The sequence below is a fragment of the Halomonas sp. NYA30 genome (genome assembly GCF_976980765.1).
In genome coordinates, this window is record NZ_OZ334477.1 from 3,498,639 (window position 1) to 3,514,031 (window position 15,393).

The 15,393-nt window shown below is 54.9% G+C and carries 10 protein-coding genes and 1 pseudogene; 5 read left to right on the top strand and 6 right to left on the bottom strand.

The features are described from left to right. The first annotated feature begins 77 nt into the window (after positions 1–77). The 4 genes from treS (at position 78) to ACWI0H_RS16265 (ending at position 8,008) form a co-directional block, all read left to right on the top strand. Positions 78–3,425, top strand: a complete 3,348-nt coding sequence (treS, locus tag ACWI0H_RS16250) for a maltose alpha-D-glucosyltransferase (protein ID WP_485873965.1) — start codon at positions 78–80, stop codon at positions 3,423–3,425. Further along, positions 3,418–5,652: a 1,4-alpha-glucan branching protein GlgB gene (gene glgB, locus ACWI0H_RS16255; protein ID WP_485873966.1), complete on the top strand. Its 2,235-nt coding sequence runs from the start codon at positions 3,418–3,420 to the stop codon at positions 5,650–5,652. Before treS ends, glgB begins: the two co-directional genes overlap by 8 nt. A gap of 45 nt (positions 5,653–5,697) precedes the next feature. Further along, positions 5,698–6,933, top strand: coding sequence for a cation:proton antiporter domain-containing protein (locus ACWI0H_RS16260; RefSeq protein WP_485873967.1), 1,236 nt, complete (start codon positions 5,698–5,700; stop codon positions 6,931–6,933). Positions 6,934–7,141: 208 nt separating this feature from the next. After that, positions 7,142–8,008, top strand: a complete 867-nt coding sequence (locus ACWI0H_RS16265) for a DMT family transporter (protein WP_485873968.1) — start codon at positions 7,142–7,144, stop codon at positions 8,006–8,008. On the opposite strand, the gene ACWI0H_RS16270 is transcribed toward ACWI0H_RS16265, so the two are convergent. From ACWI0H_RS16270 to aceE, 6 genes and pseudogenes are all read right to left on the bottom strand, one after another. Beyond that, positions 8,005–8,235 (bottom strand): hypothetical protein, encoded by a 231-nt coding sequence (locus ACWI0H_RS16270; RefSeq protein WP_485873969.1) that lies wholly within the window; start codon positions 8,233–8,235, stop codon positions 8,005–8,007. The genes ACWI0H_RS16265 and ACWI0H_RS16270 overlap by 4 nt on opposite strands. A gap of 81 nt (positions 8,236–8,316) precedes the next feature. Continuing rightward, entirely contained in the window at positions 8,317–8,466 is a 150-nt protein-coding gene (locus tag ACWI0H_RS16275; RefSeq protein WP_485873970.1) for an asparaginase domain-containing protein, read from the bottom strand. 310 nt (positions 8,467–8,776) lie between these two features. Further along, positions 8,777–9,283 carry a DUF6190 family protein gene (locus tag ACWI0H_RS16280; RefSeq protein ID WP_485873971.1) on the bottom strand — a complete coding sequence of 169 codons (507 nt, stop codon included), beginning with the start codon at positions 9,281–9,283 and terminating at the stop codon, positions 8,777–8,779. A gap of 130 nt (positions 9,284–9,413) precedes the next feature. Beyond that, positions 9,414–10,028 (bottom strand): glutathione transferase GstA, encoded by a 615-nt coding sequence (gstA, locus tag ACWI0H_RS16285; RefSeq protein ID WP_485873972.1) that lies wholly within the window; start codon positions 10,026–10,028, stop codon positions 9,414–9,416. Positions 10,029–10,092: 64 nt separating this feature from the next. Beyond that, positions 10,093–11,493, bottom strand: a pseudogene (locus ACWI0H_RS16290) (2-oxo acid dehydrogenase subunit E2); the annotation flags it as partial. A gap of 67 nt (positions 11,494–11,560) precedes the next feature. Beyond that, positions 11,561–14,251: a pyruvate dehydrogenase (acetyl-transferring), homodimeric type gene (gene aceE, locus ACWI0H_RS16295; protein ID WP_485873973.1), complete on the bottom strand. Its 2,691-nt coding sequence runs from the start codon at positions 14,249–14,251 to the stop codon at positions 11,561–11,563. A 136-nt stretch (positions 14,252–14,387) separates the two neighbouring features. Between aceE and ACWI0H_RS16300 the strand changes: the two genes are divergently transcribed. Continuing rightward, on the top strand, positions 14,388–15,284 hold the full coding sequence (locus ACWI0H_RS16300) for a LysR family transcriptional regulator (protein WP_485873974.1): 897 nt from the start codon (positions 14,388–14,390) through the stop codon (positions 15,282–15,284). Positions 15,285–15,393: the final 109 nt, after the last annotated feature.

Here is a 15,393-nt window from a genome sequence, read left to right on the forward strand (position 1 = left end):
TTAATAACGGTATTGGCTTGGAAGCCGCTAGTTCATGTCAATTTTGACCTAATGATCAAAGCAGAGAGGGTAAGCCAATGATGGATGCCAGCAGCGAAACACACGCCGTCGAGGCGATGGATTTCCTCGATGACCCACTCTGGTACAAAGACGCAGTGATTTACCAGGTACACGTGAAGGCCTTCTTCGATGCCAACGACGACGGTATCGGCGATTTCGAAGGTTTGATTCAGAAGCTCGACTATATCGTCAGCCTGGGTGTTAACACGATTTGGATTTTACCGTTCTACCCCTCGCCGAGTCGCGACGATGGTTACGATATTGCTGAATACACCAGCGTTAGCCCCGATTACGGCACGCTTGATGACGCCAAGCGCTTCATCCAGGAGGCCCACCAGCGCGGACTGCGCGTGATTACCGAACTGGTCATCAACCATACGTCTGACCAACACGAGTGGTTTCAACGCGCCAGACAGGCGCCAGCAGGATCACCAGAACGCGACTTCTATGTCTGGTCGGACACCGACCAGAAATACCCCGGCACACGGATCATCTTTCTCGACACCGAATCCTCCAACTGGACCTGGGACCCGGTGGCTGGCGCCTACTACTGGCATCGTTTCTACTCCCACCAGCCGGATCTCAACTTCGACAATCCTGTGGTACTCGACGAGATTCTCAAGGTCATGGAGTACTGGCTCGATATGGGGGTGGATGGCCTGCGCCTGGACGCCATACCGTATCTGGTTGAGCGCGAAGGCACCAACAACGAAAACCTGCCCGAAACCCACGTGGTACTCAAGAAGATCCGAGCGGTGCTCGACGAGCGCTACCCCGACCGCATGCTGCTCGCCGAAGCCAACCAGTGGCCCGAGGACACCCGGCCCTACTTCGGCGACGGCGACGAGTGTCACATGGCGTTCCATTTTCCTTTGATGCCGCGCATGTACATGGCCCTGGCTCAGGAAGATCGCTTCCCGATTACCGACATTCTGCGTCAGACGCCTGAAATACCGGCCACTTGCCAGTGGGCGATCTTTTTGCGTAACCACGACGAACTGACCCTTGAAATGGTCACCGATAAGGAGCGCGACTACCTCTGGAATCACTACGCCGCCGACCGCCGGGCGCGTATCAACTTAGGCATCCGCCGCAGGTTAGCGCCGCTGCTGGAGCGCGACCGGCGACGTATCGAGCTACTTAACAGCCTGCTGCTCTCCATGCCGGGCACGCCGGTGCTCTATTACGGCGACGAAATTGGTATGGGCGACAATATCTATCTCGGCGACCGTGACGGCGTGCGTACACCCATGCAGTGGTCGGTGGATCGCAACGGCGGCTTCTCTCGCGCCGACCCGGCCAAGCTGGTGCTGCCGCCCATTATGGATCCGCTCTACGGCTATCAAACGGTGAATGTGGAAGCACAAATTCGTGACTCGCACTCGCTGCTTAGCAATATGCGGCGGCTACTGGCGGTACGCAGTCAGCACCGTGCTTTCAGCCGTGGCACCATGCGCCCACTCTACCCCTCCAATCGGCATATTCTCGCCTACCTGCGTGAGATGACGCTCGACAATGGTGAGACAGAAACACTGCTATGCGTGGCCAATGTGGCCAGCACTGCCCAGGCGGTAGAGCTCGACCTTTCCGCATTTGCCGGTCAGGTGCCGGTAGAAATGGTCGGCGGAAGCGCTTTTCCCCCGGTGGGTAAACTGGCGTACCTGCTGACGCTGCCTCCCTACGGTTTTTTCTGGTTCTTGCTGGCCCCGGCTACCGCCATGCCGGAGTGGCATGTTCCTGTACCAGAGCCCATGCCGGATTTCGTCACGCTGATTATCAAAAAACGCCTTGAGGAGATTTTTGAGGAGACGCCCAGACGGCTACTCGAACGTGAAACGCTGCCCAGCTACCTGCCCAAGCGACGCTGGTTTGCTGCCAAGCAGTCCCGTATCGAACACGTCCACCTACACCCCACCGGCCGTCTTGAGCACAGCGGGCACTCACTGCTGTTTAGCGAACTGGAGGTCAAACATGGCCAAGGTAGCGAGCGCTACCAACTGCCGCTGGCTTTCCTGGGCGAAGACGAGCAAAGCAATCCGCTACCCCAACAGCTCGCCATGGCACGGGTGCGTCGTTTCCACGAAGTCGGGCTGCTCACCGATGCAGTCACCCTGGATGCCTTTACGCTGGCGGTACTAGAAAACATGCGCCTAGGCACTGTGCTGCCTTATGAGAAAGGAGAAATCCATTTCTTGCTCACCGCCGCCTTCGCCGAACTGACGCTTCCCGAGCACCCCGAGGTAGTGCAACAGAGTGCCGAGCAGTCCAATAGCTCGGTGATCATCAATCATCAATTAGTGCTCAAGCTGTTCCGACGCTTGGAGCCGGGCATTCACCCCGAAGCAGAGATCGGCAGCTACCTGACTGAGCGGGGCTTTATGCATACCGTGCCCCTGTACGGCGTGGTAACCCGGCTTGAACAGGGCTCCACGCAGACGCTCATGATTCTGCAAGGCTTCATCGACAACCAGGGCGATGCCTGGTCATGGACGCGCAATAAGCTGGAACGTGCCATTCGTGAAGCGGTGGCGGACGACGAACGCGCAAGCGAGCCAAAAGCCGAATCCCGCTACGGCGCCTTCGAGGAGTTGGAAGAATTTTCCACCACCTTAGGACGCCGGCTGGGTGAGCTGCATATGGTGCTGGCGATGCCCAGCGACGACCCAGCATTCGCGCCCGAAGTCGCCGGGTCATCCCATGTACAGCACTGGACGCAACGCGTGACGCAGCGTGTTGAGGAAGCGCTAAACGTGCTGGAGCAACACAAGAATACTGCCAACGAAGCCGAACAGCGGCTTGCCGACATCATTTTGGCTCGCCGCGCCAAGTTGATAGATGCCATCAAAAAGATGGCGGAACTTGCCCAAGGCAGCCTGCTCACCCGTATTCATGGTGATTTACATCTCGGCCAAGTTCTAGTGGCTCATGATGATGCCTACATCATCGATTTTGAAGGCGAACCAGCCAGACCCCTGGAAGAGCGTCGCGCAAAAGATAGCCCGCTGCGCGATGTGGCTGGCATGTTGCGCTCCTTCGACTATGCCTATGCCAAGGTGGAGGAAGCCCGGCCCGGCGACAATGAAGGCGCCGATACACATACCGATACTAGCCATTCGGTGGTGGAGCAGTATCTGCTTAAAGGCCGCCAAGCCTTTCTCAACGCTTATTGGCTGGCCACCATGGAAATACCCCACGAGTGGAAGCAAGCCAGCGGAGCCGCCGCGGCGGTGGACCTGTTCGTGCTCGAAAAGACAGCTTACGAAATTGCCTACGAAGCCGCCAACCGCCCCGAATGGTTGGGTGTGCCGCTGCACGGCTTAGCTGCCCTCATCGAACAACTCAACCCAGGAGAGCCACATGAATAATGTTGTTCACACCCGACCCCTTCTGGATCGCAGCTTGTGGTTGACTGAGGAAGACGCCAGTGCACTAGCGCAAGGAACCCATCGCGATCCCTTCGCCATTCTTGGCATTCACAGTGATGGCAAAGGACAGTTTTTGCGCGTATTCCTACCCGGCGCGGTAGGGGTTGATGTTCTCGACCGCGACGGCGGCAATGTGCGTTGCTGCCTCACGAGCATGCAAATTCCTGGTCTATTCGCCGCCCGGCTGCCGCATGCGGCTCCCTATCTGCTGCGTATTCGCTGGCCCCAAGGCGAACAGCTAACCGAGGACCCGTATAGCTTCGGCCTGCTGCTGGGCGAAATGGATCTTTACCTGCTGGGCGAAGGCAATCATCGACAGCTGGGGCACTGCCTGGGTGCCCAGCCCATGACAATAGATGGCGTCAACGGCGTGCGCTTTGCGGTCTGGGCGCCGAATGCCCAACGTGTTTCCGTGGTCGGTAATTTCAATAGCTGGGACGGCAGACGACACATAATGCGCCTGCGCATCGCTGCTGGGGTGTGGGAGTTATTCGTACCGCGCCTTGGTCCTGGGGAGGCGTACAAATATGAGGTGGTCGAAGCCCACGGTGCAATTGGCCTGCGTGCCGACCCGGTCGCTTTAGCCACCGAAGCACCGCCCTCTACCGCCTCGGTGGTAGCCGACACCACGCCCTTTACCTGGCATGACGACGCATGGATCGCCCAGCGGCAAAAAATCCATGACCCGACCCACCCAATAAGCATTTATGAAGTGCACGCCGCCTCCTGGCGCAAGCATGGCGGCGACAACGGCGAAATCTATAGCTGGCGTGAACTGGCCGAGCAATTGATTCCCTATGTGTTGGAGATGGGGTTCACCCACGTTGAGCTCTTGCCCATCATGGAGCATCCCTTCGGCGGCTCCTGGGGTTATCAGCCGCTGAGTCAGTTTGCGCCCAGCGCCCGCTTCGGCAAGCCTGCCGACTTTGCCTACTTCGTTGATGAGTGCCATCGCGCAGGGCTGGGCGTCATTCTCGACTGGGTGCCGGCCCACTTTCCCACTGACCCCCACGGCTTGGCACGCTTTGATGGCACCGCTCTGTACGAATATGAGCATCCTTTTGAGGGGTTCCATCAAGATTGGGACACCTATATCTATAACCTGGGAAGGCGCGAAGTACATGGCTTTATGCTCGCCTCGGCACTGCACTGGCTGCGGCATTTCCATGTCGATGCACTGCGTGTCGATGCCGTTGCCTCAATGCTCTATCGCAACTACTCCCGTAACGAAGGCGAATGGATTCCCAACCGCTTTGGCGGTCACGAAAACCTGGAAACCATCGACTTCCTGCGCCACCTCAATGACGTTATCAGCGAGGAAGTCCCCGGCACCATCGTTATTGCCGAGGAGTCAACCGCTTGGCCGGGTGTCACCCAGCCGACCAAGGAGGGCGGGCTGGGCTTCGCCTATAAATGGAACATGGGCTGGATGCACGACACGCTGGAATACATCGCCAAGGACCCGGTGTATCGCACTTACTCCCATCACGATATGACCTTTCCGATGGTCTACGCTTTCTCTGAGCACTACGTGTTGCCGATTTCTCACGACGAAGTAGTCCACGGCAAAGGTTCGCTGATCGGTAAGATGCCTGGCGATGAGTGGCAGAAGTTCGCTAATCTCCGCGCCTATCTCGCCATCATGTGGTCACAACCCGGTAAGAAGCTGCTGTTTATGGGCTGTGAGTTCGGCCAGTGGCGTGAGTGGAGCCACGACCGCGAGCTGGATTGGTCGCTGCTCGCCGAAGGCCGGCATGCCGGTGTCCACCGTTTACTTAGCGACCTTAACCGTTGCTACGTCGAGCTACCCGCCCTGCACCAATGCGATAGCGAACCAAAGGGGTTTACTTGGGTCGTGGGCAATGACAACACCAATAGCGTTTTTGCCTGGCTGCGCTGGAGTGCTTCCGGTGAGCCGCTGCTGGTAGTTGCCAATATGACGCCGGTGCCACGTCAGGGTTATCGCCTGGGCGTGCCGCTTGCCGGTGGCTGGGAAGAACGCCTTAACAGTGACGCGGAGTGCTATGGCGGTTCCAACATGGGCAACCTGGGTCGGCTAACGGCTGAAGACTCCCCCCTACATGGGCAAATCGCCAGCCTGGAGTTGACGCTACCGCCACTCGCGGTATTGCTGCTACGTCCGACCGACATGCCCAACACTGACTGAGGTACTCAGCCAAAACACCACCTAATCCTAGTAGCGAGGAAGAATATGCACGAATTTAATATTGGGTTATTAGTCGTTGCAGCTAGCGCCTTATTGCTAGGGCTATTATCAACACCGCTGAAGCGCGTCGGCTTGCCCGACTCCGTCAGCTTGCTGCTGGTCGGGGTGGTGTTGGGGCCTACCGGATTTGGGCTTCTTGACCCAGCGCAGTGGGGGAATGAAATGGCCATTTTAGAGCAAGTGGCCCGTCTAGCCCTCGCCATTGGTTTGATGGGTATCGCGCTGCGGCTCCCCAAATCCTATATTTTTCACCATTGGCGATCGCTCTGCGTGTTATTGCTGGTGAGCATGCCGGTCATGTGGCTGTGCAGCAGCGTTATAACCGGCTGGGCTCTTGGTCTGCCATTAGGAGCGGCGTTACTCATCGGTGCTGTGATTACCCCCACAGACCCGGTGGTTGCCTCTACCCTGGTGACCGGCCCCGTTGCTAAAGAGAACCTCCCCGCTTATCTACGCCATATCATTTCGAGTGAATCGGGCGCCAACGATGGGCTGACGTTCATCTTTGTCATGTTTGCTGTGTTTTTGCTGACGTTACCGGCGAATCAATCAACAACCGTACACATGCTAGGGATTATAGGAGGCGATATTTTAGCGGCCCTTATGTTGGGGGCCATCATCGGTTACACGGTAGGCTTTGCAATGCGCAAGGCTGAAGAAAAAAACACTATCGACCAACCGTCGATGCTAATGGTAACCACAGCGCTTGCGCTCACCACCCTTGCCGCGGTGAAGCTAATGGGCAGCAATGGAATACTCGCTGTGTTCGTAGCAGGGTTAGCATTTGATCAACAAGCTAACGCCTCAGAAAAGCAGGAGGAAGAAAGAGTGGTAGAAGGCGTGGACCGCTTTTTTACATCTCCCATTTTCCTCTTGCTCGGCTTGATGATCCCTTGGCAAGCGTGGCTCTCCTTGGGGTGGCCCGCGCTGCTGCTGGTGATTGGTGTGCTTTTCCTGCGCCGCTTACCCATTCTGTTGTTAGTAGGCGGCCGTATTAGGGATCTTCCCAGCAAGTTAGATGGCAGTTTCTCAGGCTGGTTTGGGCCGATTGGGGTCGCCGCGCTTTACTATGCGGCATTGGCTCATCATAAAACCGATGTTGCTGAACTCTGGCCCGTGGTGAGCTTGCTGGTTGTTGCGTCCATCTTGGTACACGGGCTGACCGCCATGCCGTTTTCGCATCTTTATAGACGAATGAAAGATTCCAGCGCTTCATCGTAAGAGTGCTCTCAGCGTTCTATTCGCTACTGGTTCTTTGGTTAACGCCATAGACCACCTGAAGCGCTTTCGAATATCGAGATCAGCGTCTACTTTTAGGTGGCAAGATTAGGGTTTGCAGGTAGCAGACCAAGAGCAACATTAAGCGAAGGGAATATGTGCAAACACCTATTACTCTTAGGTGTTACCGCTCAAGGACGAAAGGTGAAATATGGCAGGTGCCAGCAGTATGTTGATCGCGCTCGCGGCCCTCTTCTGGGGAATTTCAGGGGGAATTGCAGGCATTTTATTAGATGCCGGCTGGGATGCCGGAGTTGTCTCTTTTTATCGTGGTTTTGTAGGGCTCCTCTGCGCGCTAGCTTGGCTGCTACTGCAACGCAGCCATAGCGGTTTAGCCAGGCGACAGCTTTGGTTTTGGTCAGTGGTGGCGGGGCTTGGCGTAGCGGGCAACTTCACGTTCTATTTTATCAGTATTGATCATGGCAGCGTGGCGGTCGCGGCTACCTTGATGTACTGCGCCCCAGTATTTGTTTATCTGATCTCCTTTGCCCTTAAGCTTGAGCGCCCCACCGCTGCCAAGTGGCTAGCCATCGTGCTAGTAATGGTGGGTGTGGTGCTGTTAACCAAACTGTATGCCATTAGTGCTAGCGGCCTCTCGTTGATGGGCGTAGCTACCGGGCTGCTTGCCGGGCTCTCTTATGCGGCCTTCATTTTTGGCTTTAAGTACGCTGCACCCCATGGCAGCCCCCAGGCGATACTGACGATCGCCTTCGCGGTACTGGCCATCATGCTCGTGGTGCCAAGCGATACGGGGCAGATTGTGAGTGTATTGGGCTCATCGGATTGGCCTCTATTTTTAACACTCGGCGTTTTGGGCGCAGGCGTGTCTTTTGTGCTGTATATCGTGGGGATAAAACGAACAACGCCAGCGCTAGCCTCCATGGTGGCCATGGTCGAACCTATCACGGCCACCCTATTTGGCGTTGCTGTTCTCAATGAAAGCCTGAGCATGATTCAGATAATCGGCATTGGGATCATCTTACTCACCGTGACCGCGCTTAGCATTACTTCCCGCTAATGGGCCGTTGTCTCATCGCATATGAATGCACTGAGCGCCTTGGCACACAGCAGCGGCATTCCAGGGTACAGCGGCAGCACTGCTGCCGCCTCCTCGGGCAAATGGATGAGCGTAAAGTTAGGCACCCCACTCAGCAGTGCCGATAGTTGGAGGAAGTCATACCGGTGCCGAGCTCGGCAAGCCCAGGGAAGCTGGGTGAATTGTGCAGCCAGGCTTAGTACACTCATCTTGTGAGCGCGGTTGCCGTGCAGTAATTGATCATGAAAATACAGACTCACTTCGCAAGGCGTTGCCAGGTGAGCGGTAAGCTATAGCGCGCTGACCACATTATCCAGTACATCGCTTCTTGGCTCACCCAGCGGAATTTGAGCGCCGATGGAAGTCACAGGCTTGCTTAACGCTCCGAGCATAAACGACAGCGCTGCGGTGTAGGCCATGGTGTCGATGCTGGGCAGCACTACGAATGCATCGTTGGCCTGACAGTCCTTTTCTATCAGGTGGTTCCACGCCCGGGCATAAGCTCGGCGCTGTCGATCAGTGGCTGCATTCCGTCATTAGAAGACCAACCCACTTCGCTCTTGTTTAGATCGACATACAATTATGCTATTACTCTGCAGAAATGGGACATAGAACAGAACTAACAATCATATTGATAAGTGTTGATATGCATTTTTTCAACACTACAAATTGGAGCGACAACTAAACACATTAACGGTGTTGAGTATGAAATTTGAGGCAGTAGAACTTGAGATCGTCGATATATAATTTTTAGACATTTATCACCTCCTGAGACTTTAACTTCAACATTAAGCTTTTTTTGTAAAAGAGATTCAAAGGCCCACTAAAACCATTTTCTCTTGCATTGGAAGAAATTATCGGCATGATGTAATCGGACAATACGTCCAAATTTTTAAGATCATAATCAAGAGTATATAATACCCTTTCACCTACTAGGACATGGCATGCAATAATTGCTTTTTTCATAGGAAGGTATTTTAGCCTATAGTCAATAGCTGCAAGCTGGTAAGCTTCATCCGCATAGGGAATACGTTTAAATTCCATAACCGTATGAAGGTAGCTCATAAATGGATAATAGGCCTCTTGTTCCTCTCTAGAGCGCTGCCAAATAACGTTGTCACACAAGCCTATTTGCTCAAGATTTATTTCTAGCCCACCATAAAAATTACGTACAATTATCTCTACACATTTTTCTCTGACTTCTAGGCTTTCATGATGCATGCCTAGAAAAACTGAAGCATCAATAATTGGCACCATTTTATATCAAATATCTCCAATAATATTTCATTGCCTTTATTATATTTGAGAGCTCACTTGGGTCTCGTGTTTGCCAGGTTTGTCATGACACAGGCACCTCAGCAACCCTTACCAACAGCCTACAATGTTGTTAAAATTCATTTATACCTTCGGCTCGCATTGCACTTTTAACGGCCGAACGATTAGAGATACGTTCCAGGAAACTTGATAAGTTTTGGTATGACACCAATTCCATATTGAACAAACCTGCCCATCGCACAATCGTGAATAAATAGATATCAGCGAGTGAAAATTTGTTATCAACAAGATACTGCTTATCTTCTAGGTGCGCTTCGATTATGTCAAAGCGCTCATAAATTTTCTGCGTCGCAATCTGTTGCGCCTCAGAGCTGTATTCCGGATGAAACAGCCAAGGGCTAAACATCTTATGTAATTCCGTGCTGATAAATGTGAGCCACTCTTGGAGCTGATAAAACGAGGAAGACCCTTGCTCGGCATTCAGGTTAGCGGGAGAGCCCCGGTCGGCTAAATATTGCATTATGGCCACGCCTTCTGTAAGCAGATAACCATCATCAGTCATAAGAGCAGGCACATAGCCTTTGGGGTTGATATGCCAGTAGTCGCTGCCGTTATCGGTATGGTGTTTTTTGATATCAACCTTTTGAGATTCCAGCTCTATGCCCAGTTCATGTGCGACAATACGCGGCCCAAGTGAGCAAGTTCCAGTGGCATAATAAAGTTTCATGATCTTCTCATAGGTGGGGTGGAGTACATTTAGCGAATTTAACCCTAAAGCAAGCTAGGCAAAATCACAGCAAAAGCGTTCTGATATCGCTCAGCGCCTGGGCCAGGAAGTCCGTGAAGCGGGCCGCATCCGCACCGTTGACCGTACGGTGGTCGTAAGACAACGACAGCGGCATCATCAGTCGCGGCGCGAACTCTGCGCCGTCCCACACCGGTTTCGTCTGCGCCTTGGAAACGCCGAGGATGGCGACTTCTGGGGCGTTCACGATGGGCGTGAAGGCGGATCCGCCGATGGAGCCCAGACTGGAGATGGTAAAGCAACCACCTGTCATCTCCTCGCGCTTGAGCTTTTTCGACTGCGCCTTGCCGGCCAGTTCGACGGATTCCTTGGCCAGCTCGATCAGCGATTTCTGGTCGGCGTTGCGGATCACCGGCACCATCAGGCCGTCAGGCGTATCCACGGCGATACCGATGTGCACGTAACGCTTCTGCACCAGGGTCTCCCCGTCGCTCTTCAGGCTGACGTTGAACTGCGGGAATTTCTGCAGAGCGTAGGCACAGACCTTGATCAGAAACGGCAGCGGCGTGAGCTTGGCGTCCTGATGGGTGGCCTCGTCCTTCATCGACTTACGGAAGGCTTCGAGCTCGGTGATGTCCGCTTCGTCGAACTGGGTCACGTGCGGCACGTTGAGCCAACTGCGATGCAGGTTGACCGCACCAGCTTTCATCAGGCGACCCATAGGCTTTTCCTTGACCTCGCCGAACTGACTGAAATCGATATCCGGCACCGTCGGGATGCCCTCCTCGCCAGACGGCGTGGCGATGCTTCCGGCATTGCTGGAACGCTGCTGAAGGGCGTTCTGGACGTAGCCTTGTACGTCTTCCTTCAACACGCGACTCTTGGGCCCGGTGGGAGTAATCTGGGCAAGATCGACGCCCAGTTCACGCGCCAACATGCGTACCGCCGGCCCGGCATGGACGTGAGCACTGGAGTTCTTCTTGTCTTGCTTGTGACACGCTTCGGGGCTCGGCTCGCGCGTCGACTGAACCACGCGTTTGGCATCGGGCTTGGTCGGTGCAGACTGGGACTCGCTCGCCTTTTGCCGACTGGCATCGGCTTTCTCATCAGCAGGCAGTTTCGTCGTTTTCGGAACATCTTCATTAATTTTGGCGCTGCTGGATACATCACTCGCTGACATTTCACTGGCATCTCTACCTTCGTCATCACCTTTGCTCGCAATCTCCAGGATAGCAATCAGGTCTCCTTCAGTAACGCTATCGCCTTCCTTGATTGATATCTCGACCACCTTGCCCTTATAGGGGCTGGGCACGTCCATGGACGCCTTGTCGGACTCCAGCGTAATCAGCGTATCTTCCACGTCGATCTCGTCGCCTTCGCTGATCGCCAATTCGATGACCGGCACGTTCTCACTGCCGCCGATGTCCGGTACCCGTATCATTTCCTTAAGCACTGTAGCGCTCCTCATCCTTTAATCCGCTTCCACATAACGTGGGCTCATATTCAGGTACGCTTTAATGATCGAGCGGGTTAGGCGCAGCAGGATCGATGCCGTAATGTGTCATCGCTTCGGAAACGGCTTGCGGCGCTATCTCGCCACGTTCGGCTAATGCCCAAAGCGTCATTGTCACCACGTGATAGCGGTCCACTTCAAAGAAGCGGCGTAGCGCCTCGCGTGTGTCGGAACGTCCGAAACCATCGGTGCCCAGCACATGAAAGTCACTCGGTACCCAGGCACGAATCTGATCGGCATACAGACGAATGGAATCGGTGGCCGCGACCACGGGGCCTTGTCGATCGGCCAACTGGCGCTTCACCCAAGGGGCTTCCTGGTGCTCACCCGGAGCAAGGAAGCGCCGGCGATCATAGTCGAGCGCCTCGCGACGCAACTCGTTGAAGCTGGTCACACTCCAGACGTCTGCGGTCACGCCATGTGCTTCGCGCAGTATCTCGGCCGCCGCCTCGACCTCGCGGAGAATCGTCCCGCTCCCCAGTAGCTGAACCCGGGGCTTGCCGTCGTCACTCTCTCCCGGATGCAACAGGTACATGCCGCGCACGATGCCATCTTCACAGTCGTCGGGCATGGCCGGGTGCGGGTAGTTCTCGTTCATCACTGTCAGGTAGAAGAAGATGTCCTTCCCTCGCTCGTACATCTCCTGCAGGCCATGGCGCACGATGACCGCAACTTCATATGCATAGGTCGGGTCGTAAGTACGGCAGTTGGGAATGACAGAAGCGAACAAGTGACTATGACCATCCTGATGCTGCAGCCCCTCACCGTTGATCGTGGTCCGCCCCGCCGTGCCGCCCACCATGAAACCCCGACACATCATGTCGCCAGCGGCCCAGGCGAGATCGCCGATGCGCTGGAAGCCGAACATCGCATAAAAGAAGTAGAAGGGAATCAACATCGTGCCGTGGTTCGCATGCGACGTCGCCGCCGCGATCCACGACGACATGGCGCCGGACTCCGTGATGCCTTCCTCGAGAATTTGACCCGCCTGGTCCTCGCGATAAAACATGATCTGCCCGGCATCGGCCGGCTCGTATTTCTGGCCTTCCGGCGCATAGATGCCAAGCTGGCGAAACATGCCCTCCATGCCGAATGTCCGCGCCTCGTCGGGAACAATCGGTACGATTCTCTCGCGTAGTGGCTTGTACTTGGTCAAGCCACTCAGCACACGTACAAAGGCCATGGTGGTCGAGACCTCGCGCTCCCCGGTGCCCTTCAATTGAGCAGCGAATGGCTTGTCTTCGAGTTCGGGAATCGGCAGCGTCTCGTGATCAGTTCGCCGCGCGGGCTGAAAGCCATGTAGCCGCTCGCGACAGTCTTGTAGATAACGCATCTCGGGAGAATCCGACGCCGGCCGATAGTACGGCATGCCACCGCCCTGCAGCTGTTCATCGGTAACCGGTACCTGAAAACGGTCGCGAAGTTGTTTCAGGCCTTCAGGCGTCATAGTCTTGATGTTATGGGCTTCCATGTCGGCCTCACCATGTTCGCTGCCCATGCCATAGCCCTTCACGGTATGCGCCAGAATCACCGTGGGACGGCCATTGTCAGCGTCCATGGCGGCACGATAGGCAGCATGAACCTTCACTGGGTCGTGTCCGCCGCGGATGAGCCCTTGGATTTCCTCGTCCGATAGAGAGGCGACCTGCTCTCCCAGCTCATCGTACTTACCGAAGAAATGCTCCCGTGTGTAGGCCCCACCTTGTGCCTTGAAGTTCTGGTATTCGCCATCGACCGCTTCGTCCATTCGCTGCTGCAAAAGACCGGTGCGATCTTCATTCAGCAAGGGATCCCAGGTACTCCCCCAGACCACCTTGAACACATTCCAACCGGCACCCCGGAAGGTCCGCTCCAGCTCACTCATCACGCTACCGTTGCCACGCACCGGCCCATCGAGACGCTGCAAATTGCAATTGATCACGAAGATTAGGTTATCCAGGCGCTCTCGGCTCGCCACGTTGAGCGCGCCCAACGCTTCCGGCTCGTCGCATTCGCCATCGCCGAGAAACGCCCAGACTTTACGATTCTGGAGAGGCTGTAGTCCGCGATTATCCATGTATTTCATCAAACGCGCCTGATAGATCGCCTGAATCGGCCCCAAGCCCATAGATACCGTCGAGAATTGCCAATAATCTGGCATCAGATAGGGGTGTGGGTAAGATGACAACCCTTCGCCCCCAACCTCTTGCCTGAAACGATCCAGTTGGCTCTCTGTCAGGCGCCCCTCAAGGAAAGAGCGTGCATAGATACCCGGCGCAATGTGGCCCTGAAAATAGATAAGATCGCCGGCGAAATCCGTCGACGCAGCACGGAAGAAGTGGTTGAAGCCGACTTCGTAGAGCGTGCTGCTCGACATGTAACTAGCCAGATGACCACCGAGGCTCTTATCCTTGGCATTGGCGCGCACCACCATGGCGACGCTGTTCCAGCGGACTGCCGACCGTATCTTGCGTTCTAGTGCCAGGTCGCCTGGATAATCCGGCTCGTCCTGGTGGGCTATAGTGTTACGGTGGTGAGTCGCGAATCTTCCGTCGAATGACACACCGCTTTTACCGGCCGCTTCTAGTAACTGGTGAATCATGAAGCGCGCCCGATCCTGGCCCTCGTAGTGAGTCAGCGATGACAAGGCATCCAGCCACTCATTTGTTTCAATGGGATCCGCATCGACAATGTTGCTGACAACGTCGCTCATAGAGTCGCGCCTTTATTCAAAATAAAATAAAACAACCTGTATAAGCGGCCTGCCGCCTAACCCTTAAAGAGCCTAATGTTTTGCCCAAATACTGACAACGCAATAAGCTTGGAAACACTTTCCCGGATTTGAGCCTATGAACCTTGACTACCTTAAAATCTTTATTGTTATCGCTAAGCAAGGCTCTATCCTTGCAGCCTCCAAGGCGTTAAACATTCCCAAATCCACTGTGGCGCGCCACCTTGAACAACTAGAAAGGCAGCTATCCCATCAGCTAGTACTGAGAAATACGCGCCACTTACGTCTTACCGCTGAAGGCCAGCGTCTGTATCATCTGGTAGGAGACATCATTAGCGACTTAGAGGAAGTAGAGCATGAGATGAGGGGCCGACATGGCAACCTGAGCGGTAGGATTACTGTCGCCATCCCTACCGAGTTCGGTGTCAAATGGCTTAATGAAAGTATCGCTAATTTTGTGGCCGCCCACCCGGACATCGCCATCGACTGTATCACCAGCATGGCGCCCCTCGACCCTGTTAGAAGGGATGTGGATGTCTCAATCTGCTACCACCGTGGCAAACTGTCCGATAGCGGCATGGTGGTTCGCCCACTGGTCAGCATGCGCAGCGCAGTGGTCGCCGCACCTTCGTTCATTGCCGACCATGGCCGGCCCGCTTCGGTGCAGGAACTCAAACAGTTACCCTGCATTTCGACATTAACGGCGCTACAGGCGAACCCCTGGCATTTCATCGATGAGGAAGGCCGAATCATCGCTCTGGACGTGCCGACTCGCTATCGCGTTGACAGTAGTTTGATGCTCCTCGCCGGTGCCCACGCTGGGATCGGGTTCGCGATCATTCCGTATGAGTTTTGCAAGGAAAGCATTGAGGCAGGTGATCTGGTCGAATTGGAGCTAGATCTTAAACCGGCACCGCTTGAAATCGTCGCGATCTATCCAGATCGGAAAAGCATTTCGTCACGAACGCGTGCGTTCGTAGATATCGTAGAGAAGCAGTTACTGTCACGCCACTGATACAAACAAGTAACAGTGGCATAACTAAATTTTATAAAATACAACCTAAACCTTCTGCCTGACACCGTAACGCCATCAAAGTGGCTCGCTATCATCACTTCTGGTTAAC